The sequence below is a fragment of the Streptomyces sp. NPDC048331 genome (assembly GCF_043201215.1).
In the GTDB taxonomy this organism is placed as follows: domain Bacteria; phylum Actinomycetota; class Actinomycetes; order Streptomycetales; family Streptomycetaceae; genus Streptomyces.
Genome location: NZ_JBICYT010000001.1, coordinates 181649 through 206399, shown reverse-complemented (window position 1 = coordinate 206399; position 24751 = coordinate 181649). Strand labels below are relative to the sequence as shown.

Below are 24751 nucleotides of genomic sequence, written 5' to 3'. Positions count from 1 at the left end.
CACGCGGCCCGCGATCGGGGGACTGGGTCATGGACCGTACACAGGGGCAGAGCGAGCAGCCCGAGCAGCCCACGGGCGGCTCCGGGCCCGTGCGGCCCGGCGCGCCCACGACCTCCGCGACACCCGCGGCGGCCGGACCCGCGCGGGTCGTCAGCCTGACCGCGGGCGGGTTCGCCCTCACCGTCAACCCGGTCGACGGCAGCGAGATCGAACCGCTGCGCCCCGGCACCGAGCCGGCCCGCCCCGCCAAGCGCGACGCGGCCGCCCGCGCGGCCCGTGCCACCGCCGCCCGGCCGCCCGTACTGCCGGGCCCCGCCGTCCCCGCCCCGCCGCTGCGGGCGCGCGAGGAGGAGCTGGAGCGGCTCGTCCGGCTGCTGGGCCGGGGTCGGTCCGTACGGCTGACCGGACCCTCGGGATCCGGCCGCAGCGCACTGCTCGACGCGGTCGCCGGCCGCTGCGCGGGCCTGGCGCCCGACGGCGTCGTTCGGCTCAGCGGATACGGGCAGCAGCAGCCCGGGGAACTGCTCCACGCCCTCTACGCGACCGTGTACGCGGCCGAGCGGGAGCGGCCCGCCCGGACCGAGCTCCTGGCCCGGGTACGGGAGATAGGCGCCGTCGTCCTCCTGGACGACCTGGAGATGGGCGGGACCGCCCTCGACGAACTCATGCGCGCCACCCCCGAATGCGCCTACCTGCTGGCCGCCACCCCCGACACCCGGGCCCCCTCCGACGACTCGCACATCGAGGAGGTCTTCCTCGGCGGACTGGGCAAGGCCGACTGCCTGGAACTCCTCGAAGCGGGCCTCGGACGGCCGCTGACGGACGAGGAGACCGCCTGGGCGGGCGACCTGCGCTTCGCCTCCGAGGGGCTGCCCCTGCGCTTCGTCCAGGCCGCCGCACTGCTGCGGCAGCGGGACGAGCTCAACCACAGCGACGAGGACGACGAGGAGGAGGAGCCCGGCGTCTTCGAGGAACGCCCCCGTGACGCCGTGCACGTGCCGCTGCCGACCCTCGCCGAAGGCGCCGCCCCGGCGGAACTGCTCGCCTCGCGGGTCAGCGAGTCGGCGCGCGCGGCCCTGCGGATCGCGTGCGCGCTCGGCGGTGAGCTGCCGCACCACGCGCACCTGCCCGCGCTGGTGGGTGACACCCACGCCGACACGGCGGTGGCGGAGCTGCTGGCCTGCGGGCTGCTGACGCCCGTCGGAACGCGCTACCGGCTGGCCTCGGGCGTCGCCCGGCAGCTGGAGGAGGTCGGATACGGGGTCACCGCCTCGGAGGAGGCCCGTACGGCCGCCCGGCACTACGCCTGGTGGACCGGGCACTCCTCGGTGGTCCCGGAGCGGGTCGCGGCCGAGGCGGACGCGGTGCTCACGGCGCTGGCCGGCGCGGACGTGGTCGCGGCGGTGCTGCTGGCGCGTACCGCGGCTCCGGCGTTCGCGGCCTCGCTGCACTGGGAGGCCTGGGAGCGGGTGCTGCGCTCGGGAGCGGAGGCCGCGCGCAAGGCCGGCGAGGTCGCCGAGCAGGCGTACTTCCACCACGAGCTCGGTGTGCTGGCCCTGTGCGAGGAGCGCCTGGACCGGGCGCGGGCCGAGCTGGAGACCTCGATCGGGCTGCGCGGCGCCCTGGCGGACAAGCGGGGCACCGTCGCGGGACGGCGGGCCCTGGCACTGGTCGTCGACCGGGAGACGGCGGGGGCGTCACCGCCGCTGCGGCTGGAGGCACCGGCCGCCCCGGCGGCGGCTTCCGAGGCCGTGACGGTGGCCACCCCCGCCACCCCGGCCCCCCGGTCCGCCGCCGCACCGCGCGTGGCCCCGTCCTCGGCGTCGGCCCCGTCCTCGACCCCGTCCGGCGCGTCCGCCCCGGCCGCCCCGGCGGCCTCCGAGGCGTCCACGACCCGGGTGCCCCCGGTGGCTCCGGCGGTCCCGGTCTCCGCCGAGGCGGTGACCCGGATGACCCCGGTCGTGCCGGTCACCGGCCGCTCGGAGACGCCCGCGACGCTGTCCGAGGTCTTCGAGGACGCCTTCCCGCTGGATCCGAAGCCCGCCCCACCCGCCGCCCCCCGTTCCGCCGCCGCACCGGCCCAGGCGCCTGGCCGTCGCCGGCTCGTGCTGCTGGCCGGCGCGGGCGCGCTGGTCGTGGTGGCGCTGGGCACGGCCGTCAGCCTGGCGCTGAGCTCCTCGGACAGCGAGCCGCCGGCGCAGAGCCCGGCGGTGAGCTCCACCCCCACCGTCGCGGCGCCGGACACGACCGCCGTCACCAGCGGGAACGATCCTGCACCGGAGCCGCCCGTATCGGCCCCGCCGGCCGAGACCCCGGAGCCCGGACAGAGCGCCGCGCCGACCCCGGGCCGCAGCCCCGCCCGGACCCCGTCGCGCCGCCCGTCCTCGACGCCGCCGACCAACTCGACGCCGACGACGAGCGTTTCGCCCACGCAGACCAGCGCCCAGCCCTCGCCCACCGTGACGGAGACGATCACGCCGACGCCTTCGGCGACCGCCACCCAGACGGGTACCACCACCTCGGCCGGCTCACCGGTCACCGGCGACTGAACGACGACGGCTCCGTCCCGAGGGGCGGAGCCGTGGTGCGGGGTGGAGCGGAGGATCAGAACAGGCGGAGCTTGTCGTCCTCGATGCCGCGCAGCGCGTTGTAGTCCAGGACCACGCAGTCCATGCCGCGGTCCGTCGCCAGGACCTTCGCCTGCGGCTTGATCTCCTGGGCCGCGAAGACACCCCGGACCGGGGCCAGGTGCGGGTCACGGTTGAGGAGTTCGAGGTAGCGCGTCAGCTGCTCGACACCGTCGATCTCGCCGCGGCGCTTGATCTCCACGGCCACCGTCGCGCCCGACGCGTCCCGGCACAGGATGTCCACCGGGCCGATCGCCGTCATGTACTCGCGTCGGATCAGCGTGTAGCCCTCGCCCAGCGTTTCGATGCGGTCCGCCAGCAGTTCCTGGAGGTGTGCCTCGACGCCGTCCTTGATGAGCCCCGGGTCGGTGCCCAGCTCGTGGGAGGAGTCGTGGAGGACTTCCTCCATGGTGATGATGAGCTTCTCGCCCGCCTTGTTGATGACCGTCCAGATGTTGGCCTCATCGCCGCTCCCCTCCTTGAGGGTGCACGGCGGGGACATCCAGTTGAGCGGTTTGTACGCTCGGTCGTCCGCGTGGATCGAGACACTGCCGTCAGCCTTCACGAGGATCAGACGGGGTGCCGAGGGCAGATGGGCGGTGAGCCGGCCCGCGTAGTCGACGGAGCAGCGGGCAATGACGAGACGCATGGTCGGCAACGCTACTCGACGAGAAGGCCTTCACGCGATTCGCCCCTGAAAGCCCCGTTCGCCGATGGCGCGTTGTATGCGCATTCTCCTGGTGCGTCACCGATGGGACGCCTACCGTGGTGAGCGGGAGGTTGTCGAGCGTGCACTCTGCGTCGCGACCTCCTTCCCTGCCCGTAAGACTCCGGCAACCCGAACAGCCGGGGTCGCGAGAGGAGAACCCATGTCGCTCGACGTCTCACCGGCCCTACTCGAACAGGCCGAGCGAGGCGAGGTCGACGAAGCCGCTTTCGTCGACTGCGTCCGGACCTCCCTGCCCTTCGCGTGGGAGATGATCAGCTCGCTGGTGGCTCAGCTGAAGGTGGACGGCGGACAGTTCGCCGACAACCAGACGCCGCCGCCGGACGAGCAGGCACGAGGGCAGTTGCTGCGCGCCCTCGCGAGTGACGCGATACGCGGTGCGCTGCAACGGCACTTCGGAGTGCGCCTGGCATTCCAGAACTGTCACCGGGTGGCGGTCTTCCCGCTGGATCCCTCGGTGGACGACCGGCTGGCCAAGTTCACTTCGATCCGCGGTCAGCTGCTCAACCAGTCGCCCGAGCTGCGGGACTGCTAGACCGGCTCGGCCGTGTCCTGGCCGCCTCTTTCGGATCATGTCCGGGCCCACCGGCGTGATCCGAAAGAAACGGCCCAGGTAGGACCGGCAGATCTCAGTCGAGACGGGGAAGGACCTCGGCGCCGAGTCGTCGTACGTTCTCCTCCGTCGCGGCGAGATCTCCGGATCCCTCCGTCAGGAGGGCGAAGCGCGTGATGCCCGTCCGTGCCGCCGTGGCCGCCAGCCGGTCCGCCGCCACCTCCGGGGTGCCCACCGGGTGCAGGTCGCAGAGCAGTTCCGTGTAGGCGACCGGATCCCGCATCGCGCGCACCCGGCCGTCCACCGTCACATGCGCGTCGAGGCCCTGCTTGAGCCAGCCCGGCATCGCCTTCAGCAGGGTCTCGCGCGCGTCCGCCGTACGGTCGGCGATCTGGCACACCCCGGCGGAGACGTGTCCCGCGCCCGCCACGTGCTCGCGCGAGTGACCCGCCGCCAACGCCGTGCCGCGCCACAGCTCGACCATCTCGGCCTTGATCTCGTCCCCGCAGTGCATCCCGAGGAGCATCGGCAGCCCCCGCTCCGCGGCCATCCGGACCGACGCCGGCGAGGTGCAGGCCACGATGACCTCGGGTCCCGCCGGGTCCCCGTCCAGGGCCTCCGAGGGGCGCGGTACGACGGCCACCTCGCGGAATCCGTACCGCTCGCCGGCGGCGCCCACCCGGGCCTCCGTCAGCCAGCGCCGCAGCAGGTCCAGGGCCTCCGGGAAGCCGTTCTCGTAACGGTCCAGGCCGCCGCCGAAGACCTCCAGGTCCACCCACGGCCCGCCGCGGCCCACCCCGAGGGTGAACCTGCCGCCCGAGGTCAGGTGCAGCAGGGCCGCCTGCTCCCCGAGTGCCACCGGGTGCGTGCTCGGCAGCACGCTCACCGCCGTGCCCACCCGCAGCCGCCGGGTCCGGCCCAGCAGCAGGCCCGCCAGGGTCACCGCCGAGGGGCAGACCCCGTACGGGACGAAGTGGTGCTCGGCGAGCCAGACCGAGTCGAGCCCGGCCTCCTCGGCCACCTCGGCGGTCCGCACCGCCCGGTGCAGTGCCTCTCCCTGTCCCTGGCCCGGGAACTGGGCCGCCAGTACAAACGCTCCTACGCGCATCGCCTTTTGCCTCCTCGCGGCTGACGCGGCCTCCCCCAGGTGGACCGGTTCTTCCTATGGCAACAACGTCTGACACGTGCCAAAGGCACGGGCTGACAGGAAAGTTATTGGGATTGTCGGGCCATTCCTCGTCGCGTGGCCGTCTTCCTCGGCAACCCTGCGGGTACCCGGCCTCGCTGCGCGTAGTCTGGGAGAAAGTCACTGCCGTCCGCCCATCCGTGAGGTATACGTGTCACCGCGCAACAACCGCCCCAGGGGCGGCGAGACCCCGGACGAACGCCCCAGCACCGGCCTCGACCGCTACGGGCTGGAGCGCACGGAGGAGTACCAGGGGGAGGACTGGAAGGTCCGGCACGTGGCCGGCGCGAGCGCGGCGGGCAAGCGCTACCGCTGCCCCGGCTGCGACCAGGAGATCCCCTCCGGCACCCCGCACCTGGTGGCCTGGCCCGAGTACGGCGGTGTGGACGACCGCCGGCACTGGCACAAGGCCTGCTGGAACGCGAAGGACCGCCGCACCTCGAAGGTGCAGCGGTCCCGCAACGCTCCCCGGTACTGACCGGGCGCACGGGACGGCCTACACGTCCCGGCGGCCGACGATCACGTACGAGGCGGCCACCGCGCCGCCGGTGACCAGCAGGATGAGCATCACGTGCGAGAGGGTGCTCGGCTCCGGGCCGATGTCGCCGCCCTGCGGCAGGCCGAACAGCGTCATCAGTGCCACCGGCACGTTGTGGCGCAGGATGAGCTCGCCGGTGGACGCGACGGCCTGCCACATGCTGAGCATGGCCCCGATCACCGGCGGCAGCGTGACCAGACCCAGCATCACGGCGATCGCCCCGGCCGAGTGCCGCACCAGCGCGCCGATCGCGAGCGCCAGCACGCCGAGAAGGGTGACGTAGCCGCAGCCGAGCAGCGCCCCGAACCACTCGCCGGCCGCGTGCGGGCCGGAGGCGGTGCCGCCGCGCATCACCGCCGCGGTGACGCCGACCACGAAGACCGACAGCGCGGTGATGACGAAGGCCACCATGCTGAAGACGAGGTACTTGGCCGTGAGCACCCGGTACCGGTCCGGGGCGGCCGTGAACGTGGTCCGCACCAGCCCGGTGCCGTGCTCCGAGCTGATGGTCAGCACCCCGAGGACGATCACCGCGAGCTGCCCGACCAGCAGGCCGATCAGCGCGGGCGTGGTGAAGTTGATCTGCGTGAAGTCCTCGGCCGAGGTCTGCGAGACGACGGTCAGACCGACGCCGACCACGGTCAGCACGAGCGAACCCAGCGTCCACAGGGTGGAGCGGAGCGAGACCAGCTTGGTCCACTCCGAGGCCATGGCGTGCCCCAGGTGCGGCCGCGGCGTGGCGAGGGAGGAGCTGTAGCTCCCGTGCTGCTCCGCCGTCGTGGTCGTCGGGGTCATCGGGTGTCCTCGGGGGTGCGCGGGGTGGTGTTCCTGGTGGTGCTCGCGAGCTCGCCCGGCTTGCCGGGCATCAGGAAGGGCTGCCCGCCCGCCCCGGGGGGCGGGGGAGCGTAGAAGCCGGTCTGCGGGACCTCGGGAGCTGCCTGCGACTGCGCCTCCTCCTCCCAGGCGGGGAGGGTGAGCGGCTCCGGCTCCCACAGCTCGGCGCGCGGGTCGTCGGTGGAGGTGTACTCGACGGTGGACTGGGTCATCCGCATGTACGCCTCCTCCAGCGAGGCCCGGTGCGGTGACAGCTCCCACAGCCGTACGCCGGCCTCGTGCGCGAGGTCGGAGATGCGCGGCAGCTCCAGGCCGGTCACGCGCAGTGCTCCGTCGGGCTCCTGGAGGACCCGCCCGCCCGCTTTGGTGAGGGCCTTACCCAGCGTGTCCCAGCCATCAGGATCGGTGTCGGCCGTCCGCACCCGAGCGAATCCGGCCGAGTTGTGCGCGATGAACTCCTGGGTACCCATGTCGGCCAGCAGCCGCCCCCGGCCGATCACGATCAGGTGGTCGGCGGTCAGCGCCATCTCGCTCATCAGGTGCGAGGAGACCAGGACGGTGCGGCCCTCGGAGGCCAGCCGGCGCATGAGGTTGCGGACCCAGAGGATGCCCTCGGGGTCGAGCCCGTTGACCGGTTCGTCGAACAGGAGCACCTGCGGGTCGCCGAGCAGCGCGGTGGCGATGCCGAGCCGCTGGCCCATACCGAGCGAGAAGCCCTTCGTACGCTGCCGGGCGGCGTCCTGGAGGCCGACCACGGCCAGCACCTCGTCCACCCGCTTCTCCGGGATCCCGGAGAGCTGGGCGATGGAGAGCAGGTGGGTCCGGGCCCGCCGGCCGCCGTGCACGGCCTTCGCGTCGAGCAGGGCCCCGACGTGCCGCTGGGCGTTCGGCAACTCCCGGAACGGCCGGCCGTTGATCGTGACATGCCCGGCCGTGGGCCGGTCCAGTCCGACGATCATGCGCATGGTGGTGGACTTCCCGGAGCCGTTGGGCCCCAGGAATCCGGTGACGTGACCCGGCTTGACCTGGAAGGACAGCTGGTCGACGGCGGTCTTCGCGCCGAAGCGCTTGGTCAGGCCGACTGCCTCGATCATCTTGCTGCCCCTTACCAGGCCGGGACGACTTTCGCCCGCGTAAGGGTTAAGAGGATAACGAGGTTCCCGCGGTTCCGTCCCGGGCCGGATCCCTGAGCTGCCCCTGAGTCCGACCCGGGAATCACCCGTAGTACGCGGGCAGGAGGTCAGGCGTCCCTCTTGCGGAGGACGGCGTAGCCCCCGAGTACCGCGGCCAGCGTCCACAGGACCATGATCCCGAAGCCGCCCCACGGACCGTACGGGGTGTCGGGGGCGTCGAACGCGTTGGGCACGACCTGCATGATCCTTCCCCCGGCGTTGCTCGGCAGGTACTGGCCGACCGTACGGGTCGCGTCGAAACCGACGAGCAGGTTCGAGACGATCAGGAAGAAGGGGACCAGGACGCTGATGGCGGCGACCGAGCTGCGCAGTACGGCCGCCACCCCCATGCAGAACAGGGCCAGCATCGCCAGGTACAGCCCGGCGCCGGTCACGGCCCGCAGCACGTGCTCCTCGCCGATGCCGATACCGAGGTCACCGAGCAGCGCCTGGGTGAGGAAGAACGACACGAAGCTGGTCAGCAGCCCCACGACCAGGGCCAGCGCCGTCGCCACCGCCATCTTGCCGAGCAGGAAGTGCTCCCGGCGGGGTACGGCGGCCAGCGAGGTGCGGATCATGCCGGTGCTGTATTCGGTGCTCACGACCAGCACACCGAAGACGATCATGGCCAGCTGTCCCAGCTGCATCGAACCGAGGCTCATCGCGGTCGGGTCGAAGGTGGCCCGCTGGGCGGCCGGCAGGCTGTCCGGGTCGAACGTGGCGCTGAACAGCGCGGCGAACCCGACGGTGACGAGGAAGACGAGGGCGAGGGTCCAGCTGGTGGAGGCGACCGTGCGGATCTTGGTCCACTCGGACTGCAGGACGGCGGTGAAAGCCATGCTCACTCACCGCCCTTGCGGGTCGCCTCGAAGCCGGCGCCCCAGGCGGGGACGTCGGCCGGCCGGGCCGGGTTGTCGGCGGCCATGCCCGGGGCGTGGGCGTGGTACTCGACGGAGTCCGCCGTCATGCGCATGAACGCTTCCTCCAGTGATGCCCGTTGCGGGCTGAGTTCGTGCAGCACGATCTGGTGCTGGGCGGCCAGCTCGCCGAGCTGCTCCGCACTCGCGCCGTCGATCTCCAGGGTGCCGGTGGCGGGAACGCTCACCGCGTTGATCCCGGCCTCGTGCAGGACGTCCTTCAGTCGTTCCTGCTGCGGGGAGCGCAGCCGTACGTAGCTGCGCGAGTTCTGGTGGATGAAATCGGCCATCGGCAGGTCCGCCAGCAGCTTTCCCTGCCCGATCACGACCAAATGGTCCGCTGTCAGCGCCATTTCGCTCATCAGGTGGGAGGAGACGAAGATCGTCCTTCCCTCCGCCGCCAACCCCTTCATCAGATTGCGGATCCAGAGAATTCCTTCGGGATCCAAGCCGTTGACCGGCTCGTCGAACATCAGGATCTCCGGATCGCCCAACAATGCGGAGGCGATTCCCAGCCGTTGGCTCATTCCGAGCGAAAATCCTTTGGACTTCTTCTTCGCCACGGCCGTCAGACCGACCAGGTCCAACACCTCGTCGACCCGCTGACGCGGGATGCGGTTCGACTGGGCCAGGCAGAGAAGGTTGTTGTACGCGGTCCGGCCACCGTGCATGGCCTTCGCGTCCAGGAGCGCCCCGACGTGCTTCAGCGGCTCCGACAGCTCTCGGTAGTGCTTCCCGTACACCCGGACCGTGCCGCTGGTCGGGTTGTCGAGGTCGATCATCATGCGCATCGTCGTCGACTTGCCCGCACCGTTCGGGCCCAGGAAGCCGGTCACCACCCCCGGTCGGATCTGGAAGCTGAGGTGGTCCACGGCGGTCGTCGTGCCGAATCGTTTGGTAAGGCCCTCGAGCTCGATCATGCGGACACGCTAGAACGCCCGAGGGCCCTACGCCACCTCAAAAGGGTGACATAGGGCCCTCGATCGGGCGCACGACGGGTGCCGTGTGCTACCCGGCGGTAATCAGCGGCTCTGCTGAGCCGGGACGCCGCGGGTGACGGGCTCGTCGTCCACGATCGGGTTGGCCGCCGCGACGGCCGCACCGGTGAGCGTCGCCAGCATCTCGCGGACGTTGGTCAGCTGCGCGTTGATCGAGTCGCGGCGGTTGGTGAGCGCCGCCAGCTCGCGCTCGGACTCGCTGCGGATGCGGTCCGCCTTGGCGTTGGCGTCGGCCACGATGTCCTCGGCCTGGCGCTGCGCGGTCTCCACGGTCTGACGGGCCCGACGCTCCGCGTCCGTACGCAGCTTCTCGGCCTCCAGGCGCAGCTGCTCGGCGCGGTGCTCGATCTCCGCGAGACGCTTCTCGGCCTTGGCCTGACGGGAGGCCAGGTCGCGCTCCGACTGCTCGCGGCGCTTGGCCAGGTTGGTCTCGAAGTCCGCGGCGGCCTGGGCGGCCTTGGCGCGGGTCTCCTCGAAGAGGGCGTCGGCCTCCTCGCGCTTGGAGGCCGCGTCCTTCTGGGCCTCGGCGCGCAGGGTCGAAGCGTCGCCCTTGGCCTTCTCGACGATGCGGACGCCCTCGTCCTCCGCCTTCGACTTGCGGTCGGCGGCGAACGACTCGGCGTCGTTGCGCACCTGCTGGGCGGCCGACTCGGCGAGCTCACGGTGCTGCTCGGCCGCGCGACGGGCCTCCTCGCGCAGGTCCTTCGCCTCCTCCTCGGCCAGCCGCAGGATCTTCTCGACCCGGGCGCCGAGGCCGGCGTACGACGGCTCGGCGTCGTTCACCTGGGCCTGGGCGTTCTGCGTCTCGAGGTGCAACTCCTCGATCCGCTTTTCCAGAGAGTTGATACGTCCAAGGGCGCTGTCGCGGTCGGAGACCAGCTTGGTAATGCGGTCGTCCACCTGACCACGGTCGTAACCACGCCGCACGAGCTCGAAGCCGAAGGGGGAGGAAGTGTCGCTCATGGGGTTCCTGTCGAATGAGACCGATGAGGTGCTACGTGAGGTGTTAGGGGAATCCTAGGCGCCCAGACGGCGTGTCATCGAGTCAATCCGCGTTTGATCTGGACAATGACACCCCTTTTGAGTGGCAAGACAGCAGAACGCTTGTCACCCGTTCGCCTGAACCTTCATCAGGTGCACACACCTCGGAGCATTTGGCTACCCCTCCGACGCCTTGCCACCCGAACGAGTGGATCCCGCAGTCACTCCGGCCTTCACGCCCCCCGCGCCCTGGCCGCCGACCGCCGGCTTTCCGCCGCCCGAAGGCGCCTCGAATGATTCCAACGCCTCAAGAACGTCCTGGACACGGGAGATCTCCGCCTGAATGTCCTCGCGACGGCGCACCAGGACCTCCAGCTCACGGCGACCCTCCTCGACGAGCTGCTCCGCCTCGGCCTTGGCCTGCGCGAGGGCGCTCTCGGCCTCCCGGGCCAGCTCCGCCTTCTTCTGCTCGGCCTCCTTGAGCAGCGCCTCCGCCTTGCGGACCGCGGCGATGCGCACCTTGCTCGCCTCGCTGCTCGCGTCCGACACGAGCTCCTTGGCCTTCGCCTCGGCCTCGACGCTCTGCTCCGTCGCCGCGCGCACCAACTTGTCCACGCGCTCGCCGGCCGACTTCATCTGCTCGGCCGACTCCCGGCGGGCCCGCTCGTGCAGTTCCTCGACCTCGCCCTCGACCCGGCCGCGCAGCTCCTCCGCCCGTTCTCTTATGGCGGCCGCGTCCGTGCGCGCGCCGACCAGCAGCTCGTTCGCGTCCGTACGGGCCTTCTCCACCATGGAGTTGCCCTCGACGGTCGCCTCCGAGGTGATCCGCACGGCCTCCTTGCGGGCCGCGTCGACCATCGCGTCGGCCTGCTCCTCGGCCGCCGTGGTGGCGGCGAGAGCCTGCTTCTGCGCCTCGGCCGTGAGCTTCTCGGCCTCCGCCGAGGCCTCCGTGATGAGCCGGTCGACCTGCTCCGCGGCCTCGCTGCGGCGCTTGTTGGCCGCCTCGCGCGCCTCGTCCAGCAGTCGCTCGGACTCGGTACGGGCCTCGGCGCGGGTGCGCTCCGCCGCGGCGGCCGCCTGCGCCTTGACCCGCTCGGCCTCCGACCGGGTGCGGGTCGCGTGCTCCTGCGCGGAGGACAGCGCCTCCGACGCGTCCGCACGCAGCCGCTCCGCCTCGGCGGCCGCCTCGCCGACGGTGCGCTCGTTGTCCTTGCGGGTCTGCTCGGTGAGCTTCTCCGTCTCGGACACGGCCTCCGTGACGAGCCGGTCCGCCTGCTCGGCCGCCTCGGTACGCAGCCGGTTCGCCTCGGCGCGCGCCTCGTCCAGCGTCTGCTCGGCGTCGCGCTCGGCGCCCGCCAGCGTCTCGTTCGCCGCGACCGTGACCCGGTCCGCCTCGGCGGTGGCCTCGCCGATGATCCGGCCGCCCTCCGCGCGGGCGTCGTCCAGCACCGCGGCCGCCTCGGCGCGCACCCGGTCCGCCTCCGCCGTCGCCTCGGCGACGGTGGCCTCGTTGGCCACGCGGGTCTCGTCGATGAGCCGGTCACCCTCGGCGCGCGAGTCGACCATGATCCGCGCGGCGTCGCGCTCGGCGCTCGCCAGGGTCTCGGCGGCCTGCGCCTTGAGCCGGGTCGCCGCGGTGGTGAGCCGCTCGGCCTCCACCGTGGCCTCGCCCACCGTGGCCGCGTTCGCGGCGCGGGTCTCCTCGGTGAGCCGGTCGGCCTCCGCGGAGGCCTCGGTGATGAGCCGGTCGACCTGCTCCGCGGCCTCGGTACGCAGCCGATTGCCCTCGGCCCGGGCCTCGTCCAGGATGCCCGCGGCCTCGATGCGGGTCGCCTCGGCGATCTCGTCCGCCTCGGTGGTGATCCGCTCGGCCTCGGCCGTCGCCTCGCCGACGGTGGCCGCGTTCGCGGCGCGGGTCTCCTCGGTGAGCCGCTCGGCCTCCGCCGTCGCCTCGGCCGTGATCCGGGCGCCCTCGGCGCGGGAGGCCTCCAGGGACTCCGCCGCCTCGCCGCGGATCCGGTTCGCGTCGTCCCGGGCGTCGGCCCGGGTCCGGGCCGCGTCCCGCTCGGAGGCGGCCAGCGCGTCGGTGGCCTCCGTACGCACCCGCTGCGCGTATTCGGCGGTGTCGCCGCGCAGCTGCTCGGCCTCGGCGATGGCCTCGGCGACGGTGCGCTCCGCGAGCGCCTTCGCCGCGTCCGTCTCGGACCGCGCCTCGCCGCGGATCCGGTTGGCGTCCTCGGTGGCCCGCTCCCGTTCCGCGTAGGCGTCGGCGCGGACCCGGCCGGCCTCTTCCTCGGCCTCCGTCCGCGTACGCTCCGCCGCGTGCTCGGCGGCGTTGCGCAGCCCGGTGATCTCCTCCTCGGCCTGCTCGTGCAGCCCGGCCACGGAGTCCCGTACCTGCTGGGCGGTGGCCTCCGCCGCCGACACGACCTCCGAGGCGCGCCGCTCGGCCTCCTCCGTCAGCCAGACCGCCTCGGCCTGTGCCTCCTCGGAGCGCTTGCGGGCCTGCGCCAGCAGTTCCTCGCTCTGCTCGCGGGCCTGGGCCCGCTCGCTGTCCGCGTCGGTGCGCGCCGACGCCAGGGTCTCCTCGGACTCCCGACGGCGCCGGGCGGCCTCCTCCTGCGCGGCGGCCAGCGCCTCCGCGGCCTCCTCGGCGACCCGCTCGGCGGCGGCCTTCGCCTCCGCGCGCAGCCGGTCGGCGGTCTCCTGGGCCTCGGAGCGCACCCGCTCCGCCTCGGCCTCGGCCTCACCGCGCAGCCGCACGGCGGACTGCTCGGCCTCGGCGCGCACCCGGCCGGCGTCCTGCGCCGCCTCGGTACGCAGTTGGTCGGCCTCGGCCTCCGCCTGCGTCTGCAGGGTGCGGATCCGCTCCGCCGACTCGGCGCGCAGCCGGTCGTTCTCCTCCGTGGTCTCGCGGCGGATGTTCTCCGCCGCACCGCGGGCGTCACGCAGCGTCTGCTCGGCCGTCGTCAGCCGGGTCTCGGCCTCCGTGTGCAGCCGTACGAGCTCCTCGTCGGCCTCCGCGCGCTTGGCGGCCAGCGTCTGCTCGGTCTCCTGGCGCCGGGCCACCGCCGCCGCGTCGGCCTCGGCGCGTACGGCCTCGGCCTGCTCCTCGGCCTCGGCACGCAGCCGCTCGGCCTCGGCGCGGGTTCGCTCCAGGGTCTCCTCGGCCTGCTTGCGCAGCGTGCCGGCCCGCTCCACGGCCTCGGCGCGCACCCGCTCGCTCTCGGCGGTCGCGCCGCCGCGCAGCTCGTCCGCGTCCGCCTTGGCCTTGCCGAGCAGCTCCTCGGCGGTCCGGGCCGCCTCCTCGATCTGCTGGACGGCCTCGCGGCGGGCCTCGCCGCGGATCCGCTCGCCCTCGGCGACGGCCTCGGCGCGCAGCTGCTCGGCCTCGCCGCGCAGCCGTCGGGCCTCCGACTGGAGCTCGACCGTGCGGGCCCGGTACTCCTCGGTGTCGTCCTTCGCGGCGCCCTTGAGCTCGTCGGCCGTGGTCGCCGCCTGCAGGCGCAGCCGGTCGGCCTCGGCCTCGGCCTCGTGGCGGATCCGCTCGGCCTCCTCGGACGCGGCCCGGGTGGTGGCCCGGGCGTCCTCCGACGCCTTGTTCAGTACGTCCTCGGCCGTGCGGGCGGCCTTCGCCAGCTGGGCCGCCATGTCCTCGGCCGCCGCCGTACGGGCGCTCTCGCCGGCCTCGGTGCGCTGCCGCTCGGCGTCCGCGCGGGCGTCCGCCAGGGCCTGCTCGGCCTCCGCCTTGAGGGCTTCGGCCTCCTTGGTGGCCTCGCCGACCAGCCGGGCCACCTGCTCCTTGGCGGTGCGGGTGCGCTGCTCGTTGACGGATTCCGCGGACGCCAGCTGCCGGGTGGCGCTCTCCTTCGCCTCGGCGAGGAGCTTCTCGGCCTCGGCCCGGGCCTCGCGCAGCGCGGAGTCGGCCTCCTGCACCCGGGATTCGGCCAGCCGGCCCAGGTCCAGGGTCTGCTGACGGGTGTGCTCGGCCTCGGCGGTGGTGGTGGAGCGCAGCCGCTCCGCGTGCTCGCTGGCCTCCTGGGCCTGCGAGGAGGCGGCGGTCAGCAGCCGCTCGGCCTCCTTGCGGGCGCGCAGCAGGGTGGTCTCGGCCTCCGCGCGGGCGGCCTCGGCGTCCGCGGCCATCCGGCGCCGGGTCTCCTCGGCGACCCGGGCGGCCTCGGCGCGGGCTGCGTTCAGGGACTGCTCGGCCTCGGCGCGGGACTCCTCCATGAGCCGGCGTGCCTGAGCCTCGGTACGGGCCCGCAACTGCTCGGCCCAGGCCACGTTCTCGTTGACGTGGGCCTCGACGGTCTGGCGCCGCTCGCCCAGCTCCTGGTCCAGGCGCTGGCGGCGGTTGACGGCCTCGGCGTGCAGCTCGGCCTGCAGGCGCGCCTGGTGCTCGGCGTGTTCCTGGAGGATGCGCTGGGTCTGGGCCCGGGCGTCGCGCAGCTCGCGTTCGGCGTCCGAACGCAGTTGGTCGGCCTGGATCTGGGCATTACGGAGCAACTGCTCCGCCTGGTAGCCCATGTCCGCGCCGTCGTAGGCGGGGCGGGACGCCAGCGCGCGTCGTACCTCGTGAAGCTTGGCGCGCAGCACCTCGACCTGGTATCCCAGGTCCTCAGCGTGCTGGACGGCCTTCCCGCGCTCCTTCTTCAGCCGCTCCATCTCGGCCTCGAAGCGCGAGAGATGGTCGGCCTCGGCCTGATGGCTCTCCTGGCTTTCGTAGCCCCGCACAGCGCGGTCCCATCCGTCCCCTGGTCGCAAGCTCACTCCCAATGAGCATCGCTCGCCCGCTGAACGACGCCCCCGGGGGAATGGTGTCAGATACCGGGGCAGGGATCACAGGCCCCGACCCCGTCTCCGCACCGAACCCCGGCCGAGCCATGGCCACTCTACCGGCCGGGGAATCGGGCCATCAGTGGTCCGTCAGTGCTCGGGGTTCGAGGTGACCAGTTCGGTGAGAACGCCGTGGCAGTCCTTGGGGTGCAGGAAGGTGATGGAGGACCCCATGGATCCCGTGCGGGGCTGGTCGTAGAGGACGCGGACGCCCTTGCCGCGGATGGCCTCGGAGTCCCCCTGGACGTCCTCGGTGCCGAAGGCGATGTGGTGCACGCCCTCGCCGTTCTTGGCCAGCCATTTACCGACGGCGGAGTCCTCGCGGGTGGGCTCCAGGAGCTGGAGGTACGAGGCGCCGCCGTCGGACGTCTCGTTGATCTTCAACATGGCCTCGCGGACACCCTGCTCCTCGTTGACCTCGGAGTGGAACACCTCGAAGCCGTACGTGGCACGGTAGAACTCGACAGTCTTGTCCAGGTCGAAGCAGGCGATCCCGATGTGGTCGATTCTTGTCAGCATGGTGACAGTGCACCGCCGAAGGGGGTCGTCACGCAACGTGCGCGCGATCACACCGGCACCCCGGTGACCGCTGCGGTACCGCCCAGTACATTCACGTAAACCCTCGTTCACTCCTCATCCAAGGGGCTGTGCCTCATGTCCGGATCGAACAACACCACTTCTGTGATCGTCGCCGGGGCCCGCACGCCCATGGGACGGCTGCTCGGCTCGCTGAAGTCCTTCTCGGGTGCCGACCTCGGCGGCTTCGCCATCAAGTCCGCGCTGGACCGGGCCGGGATCTCCGGCGACCAGGTGCAGTACGTGATCATGGGCCAGGTGCTCCAGGCCGGCGCGGGCCAGATCCCCGCCCGCCAGGCCGCCGTCAAGGCGGGCATCCCGATGAACGTGCCCGCCCTCACGATCAACAAGGTGTGCCTCTCGGGCCTGGACGCGATCGCGCTGGCCGACCAGCTGATCCGCGCCGGTGAGTTCGACATCGTGGTCGCGGGCGGTCAGGAGTCCATGACCAACGCCCCGCACCTGCTGCCCAAGTCCCGCGAGGGCTACAAGTACGGCGCCGTCGAGATGCTGGACGCGATGGCCTACGACGGCCTCACCGACGCCTTCGAGAACATCGCGATGGGCGAGTCCACCGAGAAGCACAACACCCGCCTGGGCATCGAGCGCGCCCCGCAGGACGCGTTCGCCGCCGCCTCGCACCAGCGGGCCGCGGCCGCGCAGAAGAACGGTGTCTTCGAGGCCGAGATCGTCCCCGTGGAGATCCCGCAGCGCAAGGGCGACCCGGTGATCTTCTCGACGGACGAGGGCATCCGCCCCGAGACCACCGTGGAGTCCCTCGGCAAGCTGCGTCCGGCCTTCGCCAAGGACGGCACGATCACCGCCGGCACCTCCTCGCAGATCAGCGACGGCGCCGCCGCCGTGGTCGTGATGAGCAAGGCGAAGGCCGAGGAGCTCGGCCTGGAGTGGATCGCCGAGATCGGCGCCCACGGCAACGTGGCCGGCCCCGACAACTCGCTCCAGTCGCAGCCGTCGAACGCGATCCTCCACGCCCTGAAGAAGGAGGGCCTGGAGGTCTCCGACCTGGACCTCATCGAGATCAACGAGGCCTTCGCGGCGGTCGCGGTGCAGTCAATGAAGGACCTCGGCGTGACCCCGGAAAAGGTGAACGTCAACGGTGGCGCCATTGCCCTGGGCCACCCGATCGGCATGTCCGGAGCCCGTGTGGTGCTGCACCTGGCGCTGGAGCTGAAGCGCCGTGGCGGCGGCGTCGGCGCAGCCGCCCTGTGCGGCGGCGGCGGCCAGGGCGACGCGCTGATCGTCCGCGTCGCCAAGTAGGCGGCGTCGGGTCGCCGGCCCCGATCCCCGGGCCCGGCGGCCCCCACGTATCCGTACGAGAACCGAGGAGCGCAGCACAGATGACGGCGGTGGACGTCCCCCAGCTGGTGGCCCAGGCGCGTGAGGGCCGCCCGAGAGCGGTGGCCCGGCTGATCTCGCTGGTCGAGGGCGCGTCCCCGCAGCTGCGCGAGGTGATGGCCGCGCTGGCCCCGCTGACGGGCGGGGCGTACGTGGTGGGGCTGACGGGGTCGCCGGGCGTCGGCAAGTCGACCTCGACCTCGGCACTCGTCTCCGCGTACCGCAAGGCCGGCAAGCGGGTCGGCGTCCTCGCCGTCGACCCCTCCTCGCCCTTCTCCGGCGGTGCGCTGCTCGGCGACCGGGTGCGGATGTCGGACCACGCCTCCGACCCGGGGGTCTACATCCGCTCCATGGCCACCCGCGGCCACCTGGGCGGCCTGGCCTGGGCCGCCCCGCAGGCGATCCGGGTGCTGGACGCGGCCGGCTGCGAGGTGATCCTGGTCGAGACGGTCGGGGTCGGGCAGTCGGAGGTGGAGATCGCCTCGCAGGCCGACACCTCGGTGGTGCTGCTGGCCCCCGGGATGGGCGACGGGATCCAGGCCGCCAAGGCGGGCATCCTGGAGATCGGCGACGTCTACGTGGTCAACAAGGCGGACCGGGACGGCGCGGACGCCACCGCCCGGGAGCTGAACCACATGCTGGGCCTGGGCGAGGCCCGGGGCCGGGACGACTGGCGGCCGCCGATCGTGAAGACCGTCGCGGCCCGCGGCCAGGGCATCGACGAGCTGGTCGAGGCGCTGGAGAAGCACCGGGCGTGGATGGACGAGCGGGGTGTGCTGGCCCAGCGGCGGGCCACCCGGGCGGCCCGGGAGGTCGAGACGATCGCCGTCACCGCGCTGCGGGCACGGATGGCGGACGTGCACGGCGACGCCCACCTGGACGCGCTGGCCGCCAAGGTGGCCGTGGGCGAACTGGACCCGTACGCGGCCGCGGACGCGCTGCTGACGACGCTGACGGAGGCCTGAGCCTCCGCCCGGGCCCACGGCTCGGCGGGGAGCGCGTGCGGCGCTCCCCGCCGGTGTCCGGGGGTAGGAGTCAGGAGTTGTCGTCGGAGTCCGAGTTCGAGTCGGAGTCGGTCTGTGCGGTGACCTTGCCGGTCGTGGGGTCCACCGACGCGTTCCAGGTCTTGCCGTCGGAACCCCTGACCTCGACGTGCCAGTACGGGGCCTTGCCGCTGTCGTCGTCGGAGTCCCACTCGACGGTCCAGGTCGTGCCCGGGTGGGCGGCCACGGCGGCCTTGGCGGCCTGCGCGGCGGTGATCTTGGCCGCGAGCAGGCCCTTGTGTTCGCCCGGGTTCTCGTCCTTGTCCACGTTCTTCCGGGACACCTTGCCCGTGGCGGCGTCGACCTCCAACTCGGCGTGGCCCTTGCCGTCCTTGGTGATCACGTCCACGTGCCAGATGTTGCCGTCCCTGTCGAGGGACTCGACCACGCCCGGATAGTCCTTGAGGGCGGCGGCGACGGCCTGCTCCGCCGAGACGTCGGCGCGGGCGGCGGCGGATGCGGGGACGGTTCTCGCCGAGTCGGCGGACGACACCGTGGCGGCGGTCGCCGAGGGGGCCGCGGTCAGCAGGACCACGGACGCGGCGGCTGAGACGAACACGTTGTGCTTCATAGGCTGGACCTCCTCAGGCCGGCCCGACGGGCAAGGGCCGGCAGCGAGCGTTCCCAGCCATTGTCAGGCCGATGGCCGTCCGGGGCGCGACGAGTGCGCGCGGTCCGGACGGCTCGGCCCCGACCTCAGGCCCTGCCGCGGTTGTCGCGCAGGTGCTCCGCGACCGGGGTCAGCGAGGCGCGCAGCGCCGCCAGGGCCTCCGGCGGCAGCAGGTCGATGAAGTGCCGGCGGACGGACGCCACGTGGTGCGGGGCGACCCGGCGCATCGTCTCCATGCCTTCGTCCGTGAGGACCGCGTACAGGCCGCGGCGGTCGGACTCGCAGTTCACCCGGCGGACCAGGCCGGCCGTCTCCATGCGCGTGATCTGGTGCGACAGTCGGCTCTTGGACTGCAGCGTGGCGGTCGCGAGATCGCTCATCCGCATCCGGTGGTCCTGCGACTCCGAGAGGTTCACGAGGATCTCGTAGTCGTTGTTGGTGAGTCCGAAGGGCTGGAGGTCCTTTTCCAGCTGGTGCATCAGCAGCCGGCTGACGTCCAGGTGGGTGCGCCAGGCGCACTGCTCGGCATCGGTCAGCCAGCGGGTGCCCCCGGACGGACTCTGGGGGAGGGCGGCCGTCTGGGTCTCCATGGTCTCCATGAATGAACTCTACCTAAAAAGTTGAATTGCGTACAAAAATCTCAGGTCAGGGGATCACAGTCCGAGGCGGCGCTGGAGATCACCCAGCTGTCCCGGCATCCGCGGCACACCCAGCTGCCCCATCGGACCCTGACCGGCCCCCGGAACGCCCTGCGCGTTGCCCGTGGCCGCCCCGGCGCCGACCGTGCCGATCGCCTGCTCCGCCATCAACATCTCCGACGACTGCAGCAGCACCGTCCCCGCGCCGACGAACTCGAACTGGTGCTCCTCGCCCGAGCTGCCCCCGATGCCGGTCAGCGAGCGCAGTCCGCCCATCACGCCCGTCATGTATCCGTGGTCGTAGTGGTGGCACGGCGAAGGGCAGTCGGCCCAGCCCACCAGCGCCTGCGGGTCCACGCGCAGCGGCGGCTCCATGAACACCACCGGTCCGTTGGACGCCGCCACGAACTTCCCGGTTCCGATCAGCGTCAGGAAACCCGGGACGATCGACTGCTTCAGGGCGAGCGAGGGCTGGTACGCGAGCAGGTTGCCCGACCGGATCGTCAGGTTGCCCTTGTCCAGGTCGTACGAGTTCACGTCGAAGGCCCGGTCGGCCAGCAGCATCTTGCCCGAGCCCTCGGCGACCACCCAGTCGCTCGCGTGCAGCGGCGAGTGGAAGCTGCTGCGCAGCAGGCGGTCGAAGCGGCCGTTGCCGATGCCGTTGAAGTCGATGTTCCCGTAGTACGAGATCATCTTCCCCTTCTGCAGGAACCACTGGCTCCCCTTGAGCTCCACGCAGAAGGTGTACGCGTTCACGTTGTCGTCGGAGGGCAGCGTGTACGGGTCGAAGACCGTCGGGCCGCCCGGTCCGCCGGTCACAGGGCCAAAGTTCACAGCTTCTCCTCGGAGGCCTGTACGTACACCGCGCCCTGGCCGGACAGCTCCAGCTGGAACGCCTCGCCCGAGCCGCGCCCCACCATGTCCCGCCAGCCGAGGGCGGTGGAAAGCTTGTTGCGCACGTCACCGTGGTGGGCGACGTACGCCTGCGGGTCCACGTGGATCGGGCGCTGCGGGGTGATCGGCAGCTCGATGACCCCGCCGTGGGCCATCACGGCGACGGAGCCGTGGCCCTTGAGGGTGGTGGTGAAGAGGCCCTGGCCGGTCACCTGGCCGCGGACCATGCCCATGACCCCGCCCTGGGAGCCCATGAACATCGTGCCCTGCTGGAGGGTGCCGTCGAAGGCGAGCAGCCGGTCGGCCTCGACGTAGAGCGTCTCGCCCGTCAGGTTGATCACCTGGATGTGGTGGCCGCCGTGGCCGAACATCACGGTGCCGCTGCCCTCGACCGCCATCAGCGGGGTCTGCTCGTTCGCCACGCGGCGCCCGATCATGCCCATGACCCCGCCCTGACCGCCGGTCAGGCTCGGGGTGAAGGAGACCTCGCCGCGGTACGCGAGCATGGCGCCGCGCTGGCTGTACATCTTCTGACCCGGGATCACCTGGGCCTCGACCATCTTCGAGTTGATCTCGCGGAACGGCATCAGATGTCGCCCCCGACGGTGTTGCGCTCGCTGGGCTGCACGTAGACCAGGCCCTCGCCCTCGAAGCGGATCTGGAACGCCTCGCCGGAGCCCTCGCCGATGAGTGTGCGGAAGTTCACACCGGACTGGAAGGACTGCTGGAGGTTGCCGGTGTGCGCGATGTAGGCGCCGGGGTCGACGGACAGCGGGTACTGGGCGCTCACGCGCAGCACCACGGCCGGCCCGTCGGACATGATCGCGGCCTGGCCCGAACCCTCGACCGTCGTGGTGAACAGGCCGTTGCCCGTCGTCGCACCACGCAGGCCGGTGAAGGTCGTGCCGGTCCGCAGACCGGCGTCGGTGCACAGCAGGTTGCTGGACTCGACGTAGAGCTTCTCGCCGCGCAGGTTCACCAGGTTGATCTCGCTCGCGCGGTCGGCGAAGAAGCAGGTGCCGTGCCCCTGCACTTCCATCACTGTCATCTGTTCGCCGGTCAGCCGGCGGGTCACCATGCCGCGGAGGCCTTCGCCGCCGCCGGTCATCTTCTTGAAGGCCATCTGCCCGTCGTACGCGACCATGGAGCCGTTCTTCGCTTTCACGGCGTCCCCGGTCAGGTCGACGGCCAGCACCTTGCTGCCTTGGAGTCGGAACTGAGCCACGGGAAGACGTTATCGGCACCGGGCGACCCCGAACAGGGCCCTGTGGACGATATATGCCACACCCGGGTGATATCGGCGCGACCGCACCCCGTCCGTGGAGGTCGCGGCGGGCGAGGGGTCGGGTCAAGATCCCGCAAAGCGGCTGAGACACTGGGAAGGACCCTGGCCTCCAGCCCGAAGGTTCCCCGTGGACATCAAGACCGCCTCCGCCCTGCACCGACTGCGCCTCGTCTCCGTCCCGGAGGCGCTGTCGTTCCCGGCCCTGCTGATCTTCGGCTCGCTGCTGAGCCGGATCTCGGACATCGACTACCTGCTGATGCCGCTGGGCTTTCTGCACGCGATCCTGTTCATGATCTACGGGGTGCTGCTGCTCGACGTCTGGTACAAGGCGAAGTGGCCCTTCAAGAAGGTCCTGTTCTTCTTCTTCCTCTCCGTGGTGCCCCTGGGCGGCCTCTACGGCGACAAGCTGCTCAAGCGGGAAGAGTCGGACAGCGTGGTGGCGGCCCGCGTCGCGCGTGAGGCGGCCCAGGCATGATCGTCGCGTTCTCGGTGACCCCGCTGGGGGTCGGTGAAGAGGTCGGCGAGTACGTCGCCGACGCGGTCCGGGTGGTCCGCGAGTCCGGGCTGCCGAACCGCACCGACGCGATGTTCACCACCGTCGAAGGCGAGTGGGACGAGGTCATGGACGTGGTCCGGCGCGCGGTGGCCGCCGTCGAGGAGCGGGCGCCGCGCGTCTCCTTCATCCTCAAGGCCGACATCCGCCCCGGGGTCCACGACGGGATCACCTCCAAGGTCGAGACGGTGGAGCGGCACCTGGCCGAGGGCTGAACCGCCCTCACCGGCCCGATTTCCGCCGGTACTTCCGAAAGCGCCCCCGGCCCGCAGGCCGGGGGCGCTTTCGCGTTCCCGGGGAGCCGGCGGAGGTCGTTTGAGCGATCGCTCAAATTCCCCTAAGGTGCCGGTTGAGCGATCGCTCAACACGAGGCGCTGGGGGTGGAGATGGGCCTGTACGTCGAGACGCGGATCCGGGTCGACATGGACGAGCTCTGGGAGCGCAGCCAGGACCCGGCCCAGCACCAGCGGTGGGACCTGCGGTTCACCTCCATCGGCTACCTCCCGCGCGCCGAGGGAGAGCCCCAGCGGTTCCGGTACGCGACCCGCGTACTGCCGTTCCTCTCCGTCGACGGGACCGGGATCTCCGCCGGGGAACGCCACCGGGCCGACGGCACCCGGGTCTCCGCCCTGCGGTTCGCCTCGGAGCACCCGCTGTCCCTGCTCGCCGAGGGCAGCGGCTACTGGCGCTACGTCCCGGGCCCCGACGGGATCCGCTTCCTCACCGGCTACGACTACCGCCCGCGCTGGGGGCGCTTCGGGTCCCTCGCCGACCGGTCGGTCTTCCGCCCGCTCATGGGCTGGGCCACCGCCTGGTCCTTCGACCGGCTGCGGCTGTGGTGCGAGCGCGGGACCACCCCGGGCCGCGCCCTCGCCCGCGCGATCGGCGAGAGCGTCCTGCGCGCCCTTCCGGTCGTGGCCGCCCTGGTGTACGCGCCGCTGCCGGCCGCCCTGGTGGTCCTGGCCGCCGCTCTCCTGCTGCCCCCGCTGCCCGGCACCCCCGCCGCCCGCCGCTGCCTGCGCACCCCGCCCGGACGCACCCCCGCCCGCGCACCCCGCCTGCTCAGCACCCTGGAGCCGTCATGACCTCCATCTTCCGGGCCCACATGGGCGCCGAGTTCGACCGTCTGCACCCGCAGCTCCGGCGCCGCTTCTCGGTGGGGCTCGCGAGCGGCGAGGGCTGCATCGGCCGCGGCACCATGGAGCGGATATGGCACGGGCCCGGTTATGTGAAGCCCTTCCTCCGGCTCGGCGGCACGCGGAACATCCTGGTGCCGCGCGAAGGGCGGAACGTCCCCTTCGTCATCGAGAACCTCCCCTACCTCGACTCCTTCGGGCGTGAGACCGTCACCTTCGTACGGACCTTCCAGCTGCCCGGCGCGGCCCACCGCTTCGACGCCACGATGGTCCACAGTCCCGAGCGTGACTGCGTCCTCGACTACCTCGGCACCCACCAACACCTCGCCAGCGACCTCCACATGAGCGCCGAGCCCGATGGTTCGCTGCTCATCCGCTCCGGCGAACACCGCTTCCGCGAGGGCCCCGTCGACGTCCGCGTCCCCGACCTGATCGGCGGCGACGCCGAGGTCCGCGAATCCTTCGACGACGCCACAGGCCGGTTCCGGATCCGGGTACGGGTGGTCAACCGCCGCTTCGGACCGCTCTTCGGCTACGAGGGATCCTTCACCGCGCAGTACGTGGACGTCCGCTCCCACGGGGTCCGCGGCGACCTGCGGCCGGTCCGCGAGGAGGTCCGGGCATGAGCGCCGCGACCAAGGAGAAGCTGCTCGAAGGAGCCCTGCGCACCCTGGCCGAGCAGGGCGTCGCCAAAGCCTCCGCCCGCACCATCGCGACCACCGCCGGGGTGGGACAGGGCCTGATCTTCTACCACTTCGGCTCCGTGGACGAGCTGCTCGCCGCGGCCTGCCGGTACGGCGCCGAGCAGCGGGTGGCCCGCTACCGCGAGCGGCTCGCCGCCCTGGGCAGCCTCGCCGAACTGCTGGAGTTCGCCCGCGCCATGCACGAGGAGGAACGGGCCGCGGGGAACGTCGCCCTGCTCGGGCAACTGCTGGCCGCCGGGCAGTCCTCGCCCGTCCTCGCCGCCGCCACCGCCGACGGGCTCGGACTGTGGGTCGAGGAGCTGGAGAAGGTCCTCACCCGGTTGCTGGCGGCGACCCCGCTGGACGGGTACGCCGACCCGGCCGGGCTGGCGCGGGCCACGGCCGCCTCCTTCATCGGCATCGAGCTGTACGAAGGGGTGGACCCGCAGGGCGCCGGCAGCGCGCTCGCCGCACTGGAGCAGCTCGCCGGGCTGGCCACGATGCTGGAAGGCCTCGGATCCCTCGGTCGGCGCGCGGTGCGGCACGGCCTGCGGCGCGGCACCCGCTGATCCGGCCGCGCCGCCCGAGCCGGCCGCGCGCATCACCCG

Annotated in this window: 24 protein-coding genes; 10 read left to right on the top strand and 14 right to left on the bottom strand. The window is 72.2% G+C overall.

Annotated elements, in window-relative coordinates; all coding sequences use genetic code 11:
- The first annotated feature begins 29 nt into the window (after positions 1-29).
- Positions 30-2549 carry an ATP-binding protein gene (locus tag ACGFYY_RS00870; RefSeq protein WP_393706464.1) on the top strand — a complete coding sequence of 840 codons (2520 nt, stop codon included), beginning with the start codon at positions 30-32 and terminating at the stop codon, positions 2547-2549.
- A gap of 55 nt (positions 2550-2604) precedes the next feature.
- On the opposite strand, the gene nucS is transcribed toward ACGFYY_RS00870, so the two are convergent.
- On the bottom strand, positions 2605-3276 hold the full coding sequence (nucS, locus tag ACGFYY_RS00865; RefSeq protein WP_030720861.1) for an endonuclease NucS: 672 nt from the start codon (positions 3274-3276) through the stop codon (positions 2605-2607).
- Between the two features lie 220 nt (positions 3277-3496).
- Between nucS and ACGFYY_RS00860 the strand changes: the two genes are divergently transcribed.
- The gene (locus ACGFYY_RS00860) at positions 3497-3889 is read left to right on the top strand and encodes an SCO5389 family protein (RefSeq protein ID WP_030037139.1); all 393 of its coding nucleotides are present in this window, start codon (positions 3497-3499) and stop codon (positions 3887-3889) included.
- Positions 3890-3983: 94 nt separating this feature from the next.
- On the opposite strand, the gene ACGFYY_RS00855 is transcribed toward ACGFYY_RS00860, so the two are convergent.
- The gene (locus tag ACGFYY_RS00855; RefSeq protein WP_393706463.1) at positions 3984-5015 is read right to left on the bottom strand and encodes an LLM class flavin-dependent oxidoreductase; all 1032 of its coding nucleotides are present in this window, start codon (positions 5013-5015) and stop codon (positions 3984-3986) included.
- Positions 5016-5244: 229 nt separating this feature from the next.
- Here ACGFYY_RS00855 and ACGFYY_RS00850 point away from each other — a divergent pair, with 229 nt between their 5' ends.
- Positions 5245-5571 carry a hypothetical protein gene (locus ACGFYY_RS00850; RefSeq protein WP_030009607.1) on the top strand — a complete coding sequence of 109 codons (327 nt, stop codon included), beginning with the start codon at positions 5245-5247 and terminating at the stop codon, positions 5569-5571.
- A gap of 18 nt (positions 5572-5589) precedes the next feature.
- On the opposite strand, the gene ACGFYY_RS00845 is transcribed toward ACGFYY_RS00850, so the two are convergent.
- The 7 genes from ACGFYY_RS00845 to mce form a co-directional block, all read right to left on the bottom strand.
- Positions 5590-6426 carry an ABC transporter permease gene (locus ACGFYY_RS00845; protein ID WP_030764068.1) on the bottom strand — a complete coding sequence of 279 codons (837 nt, stop codon included), beginning with the start codon at positions 6424-6426 and terminating at the stop codon, positions 5590-5592.
- A complete protein-coding gene (locus ACGFYY_RS00840) occupies positions 6423-7559 on the bottom strand; it encodes an ABC transporter ATP-binding protein (protein ID WP_393706462.1) in 1137 nt (378 codons plus the stop codon). Before ACGFYY_RS00840 ends, ACGFYY_RS00845 begins: the two co-directional genes overlap by 4 nt.
- Before the next feature lie 146 nt (positions 7560-7705).
- On the bottom strand, positions 7706-8476 hold the full coding sequence (locus tag ACGFYY_RS00835; RefSeq protein WP_365266054.1) for an ABC transporter permease subunit: 771 nt from the start codon (positions 8474-8476) through the stop codon (positions 7706-7708).
- A 2-nt stretch (positions 8477-8478) separates the two neighbouring features.
- A complete protein-coding gene (locus ACGFYY_RS00830) occupies positions 8479-9474 on the bottom strand; it encodes an ABC transporter ATP-binding protein (RefSeq protein WP_365266056.1) in 996 nt (331 codons plus the stop codon).
- Between the two features lie 102 nt (positions 9475-9576).
- Complete coding sequence (locus ACGFYY_RS00825) at positions 9577-10515, bottom strand: cellulose-binding protein (RefSeq protein WP_030386920.1); 939 nt, start codon at positions 10513-10515, stop codon at positions 9577-9579.
- A gap of 195 nt (positions 10516-10710) precedes the next feature.
- The gene (gene scy / locus ACGFYY_RS00820) at positions 10711-15267 is read right to left on the bottom strand and encodes a polarized growth protein Scy (protein WP_393706461.1); all 4557 of its coding nucleotides are present in this window, start codon (positions 15265-15267) and stop codon (positions 10711-10713) included.
- A 192-nt stretch (positions 15268-15459) separates the two neighbouring features.
- The gene (mce, locus tag ACGFYY_RS00815; protein WP_008738238.1) at positions 15460-15888 is read right to left on the bottom strand and encodes a methylmalonyl-CoA epimerase; all 429 of its coding nucleotides are present in this window, start codon (positions 15886-15888) and stop codon (positions 15460-15462) included.
- 135 nt (positions 15889-16023) lie between these two features.
- Here mce and ACGFYY_RS00810 point away from each other — a divergent pair, with 135 nt between their 5' ends.
- Positions 16024-17223, top strand: a complete 1200-nt coding sequence (locus ACGFYY_RS00810; protein WP_393706460.1) for an acetyl-CoA C-acetyltransferase — start codon at positions 16024-16026, stop codon at positions 17221-17223.
- An 80-nt stretch (positions 17224-17303) separates the two neighbouring features.
- The gene (gene meaB, locus ACGFYY_RS00805; protein ID WP_393706459.1) at positions 17304-18266 is read left to right on the top strand and encodes a methylmalonyl Co-A mutase-associated GTPase MeaB; all 963 of its coding nucleotides are present in this window, start codon (positions 17304-17306) and stop codon (positions 18264-18266) included.
- Positions 18267-18336: 70 nt separating this feature from the next.
- Here meaB and ACGFYY_RS00800 read toward each other — a convergent pair whose 3' ends face one another.
- The 5 genes from ACGFYY_RS00800 to ACGFYY_RS00780 all read right to left on the bottom strand — a co-directional run bounded on the left by ACGFYY_RS00800 (position 18337) and on the right by ACGFYY_RS00780 (position 21711).
- The gene (locus ACGFYY_RS00800; protein WP_393706458.1) at positions 18337-18915 is read right to left on the bottom strand and encodes a PepSY domain-containing protein; all 579 of its coding nucleotides are present in this window, start codon (positions 18913-18915) and stop codon (positions 18337-18339) included.
- Between the two features lie 125 nt (positions 18916-19040).
- Entirely contained in the window at positions 19041-19544 is a 504-nt protein-coding gene (locus tag ACGFYY_RS00795) for a MarR family winged helix-turn-helix transcriptional regulator (protein ID WP_393706821.1), read from the bottom strand.
- A 63-nt stretch (positions 19545-19607) separates the two neighbouring features.
- Entirely contained in the window at positions 19608-20411 is an 804-nt protein-coding gene (locus ACGFYY_RS00790) for an AIM24 family protein (protein ID WP_365266138.1), read from the bottom strand.
- Positions 20412-20422: 11 nt separating this feature from the next.
- On the bottom strand, positions 20423-21073 hold the full coding sequence (locus ACGFYY_RS00785) for an AIM24 family protein (RefSeq protein ID WP_030009699.1): 651 nt from the start codon (positions 21071-21073) through the stop codon (positions 20423-20425).
- A complete protein-coding gene (locus ACGFYY_RS00780) occupies positions 21073-21711 on the bottom strand; it encodes an AIM24 family protein (RefSeq protein ID WP_030009698.1) in 639 nt (212 codons plus the stop codon). Before ACGFYY_RS00780 ends, ACGFYY_RS00785 begins: the two co-directional genes overlap by 1 nt.
- Positions 21712-21898: 187 nt before the next feature.
- Between ACGFYY_RS00780 and ACGFYY_RS00775 the strand changes: the two genes are divergently transcribed.
- The 5 genes from ACGFYY_RS00775 (at position 21899) to ACGFYY_RS00755 (ending at position 24712) form a co-directional block, all read left to right on the top strand.
- Complete coding sequence (locus ACGFYY_RS00775; protein WP_365266067.1) at positions 21899-22246, top strand: DUF3817 domain-containing protein; 348 nt, start codon at positions 21899-21901, stop codon at positions 22244-22246.
- Complete coding sequence (locus ACGFYY_RS00770) at positions 22243-22539, top strand: MTH1187 family thiamine-binding protein (protein WP_150259427.1); 297 nt, start codon at positions 22243-22245, stop codon at positions 22537-22539. The genes ACGFYY_RS00775 and ACGFYY_RS00770 overlap by 4 nt, the downstream gene beginning before the upstream one ends.
- Positions 22540-22710: 171 nt before the next feature.
- A complete protein-coding gene (locus ACGFYY_RS00765) occupies positions 22711-23409 on the top strand; it encodes a hypothetical protein (protein ID WP_393706819.1) in 699 nt (232 codons plus the stop codon).
- On the top strand, positions 23406-24086 hold the full coding sequence (locus ACGFYY_RS00760) for a DUF4166 domain-containing protein (RefSeq protein ID WP_393706457.1): 681 nt from the start codon (positions 23406-23408) through the stop codon (positions 24084-24086). The genes ACGFYY_RS00765 and ACGFYY_RS00760 overlap by 4 nt, the downstream gene beginning before the upstream one ends.
- The gene (locus tag ACGFYY_RS00755) at positions 24083-24712 is read left to right on the top strand and encodes a TetR/AcrR family transcriptional regulator (protein ID WP_393706456.1); all 630 of its coding nucleotides are present in this window, start codon (positions 24083-24085) and stop codon (positions 24710-24712) included. Before ACGFYY_RS00760 ends, ACGFYY_RS00755 begins: the two co-directional genes overlap by 4 nt.
- Positions 24713-24751: the final 39 nt, after the last annotated feature.

Bases quoted from the DNA above. Each gene is read 5' to 3' on its own strand.
- ACGFYY_RS00765 (WP_393706819.1), top strand. From the start codon at position 22,711: ATGGGCCTGTACGTCGAGACGCGGATCCGGGTCGACATGGACGAGCTC.
- ACGFYY_RS00855 (WP_393706463.1), bottom strand. From the start codon at position 5,015: ATGCGCGTAGGAGCGTTTGTACTGGCGGCCCAGTTCCCGGGCCAGGGA.
- mce (WP_008738238.1), bottom strand. From the start codon at position 15,888: ATGCTGACAAGAATCGACCACATCGGGATCGCCTGCTTCGACCTGGAC.
- ACGFYY_RS00825 (WP_030386920.1), bottom strand. From the start codon at position 10,515: ATGAGCGACACTTCCTCCCCCTTCGGCTTCGAGCTCGTGCGGCGTGGT.
- nucS (WP_030720861.1), bottom strand. From the start codon at position 3,276: ATGCGTCTCGTCATTGCCCGCTGCTCCGTCGACTACGCGGGCCGGCTC.
- ACGFYY_RS00760 (WP_393706457.1), top strand. From the start codon at position 23,406: ATGACCTCCATCTTCCGGGCCCACATGGGCGCCGAGTTCGACCGTCTG.
- ACGFYY_RS00835 (WP_365266054.1), bottom strand. From the start codon at position 8,476: ATGGCTTTCACCGCCGTCCTGCAGTCCGAGTGGACCAAGATCCGCACG.
- ACGFYY_RS00810 (WP_393706460.1), top strand. From the start codon at position 16,024: ATGTCCGGATCGAACAACACCACTTCTGTGATCGTCGCCGGGGCCCGC.
- ACGFYY_RS00770 (WP_150259427.1), top strand. From the start codon at position 22,243: ATGATCGTCGCGTTCTCGGTGACCCCGCTGGGGGTCGGTGAAGAGGTC.
- ACGFYY_RS00785 (WP_030009699.1), bottom strand. From the start codon at position 21,073: ATGCCGTTCCGCGAGATCAACTCGAAGATGGTCGAGGCCCAGGTGATC.
- ACGFYY_RS00860 (WP_030037139.1), top strand. From the start codon at position 3,497: ATGTCGCTCGACGTCTCACCGGCCCTACTCGAACAGGCCGAGCGAGGC.
- ACGFYY_RS00795 (WP_393706821.1), bottom strand. From the start codon at position 19,544: ATGGAGACCCAGACGGCCGCCCTCCCCCAGAGTCCGTCCGGGGGCACC.
- ACGFYY_RS00830 (WP_365266056.1), bottom strand. From the start codon at position 9,474: ATGATCGAGCTCGAGGGCCTTACCAAACGATTCGGCACGACGACCGCC.
- meaB (WP_393706459.1), top strand. From the start codon at position 17,304: ATGACGGCGGTGGACGTCCCCCAGCTGGTGGCCCAGGCGCGTGAGGGC.
- ACGFYY_RS00840 (WP_393706462.1), bottom strand. From the start codon at position 7,559: ATGATCGAGGCAGTCGGCCTGACCAAGCGCTTCGGCGCGAAGACCGCC.
- ACGFYY_RS00870 (WP_393706464.1), top strand. From the start codon at position 30: ATGGACCGTACACAGGGGCAGAGCGAGCAGCCCGAGCAGCCCACGGGC.
- ACGFYY_RS00800 (WP_393706458.1), bottom strand. From the start codon at position 18,915: ATGAAGCACAACGTGTTCGTCTCAGCCGCCGCGTCCGTGGTCCTGCTG.
- ACGFYY_RS00845 (WP_030764068.1), bottom strand. From the start codon at position 6,426: ATGACCCCGACGACCACGACGGCGGAGCAGCACGGGAGCTACAGCTCC.
- ACGFYY_RS00755 (WP_393706456.1), top strand. From the start codon at position 24,083: ATGAGCGCCGCGACCAAGGAGAAGCTGCTCGAAGGAGCCCTGCGCACC.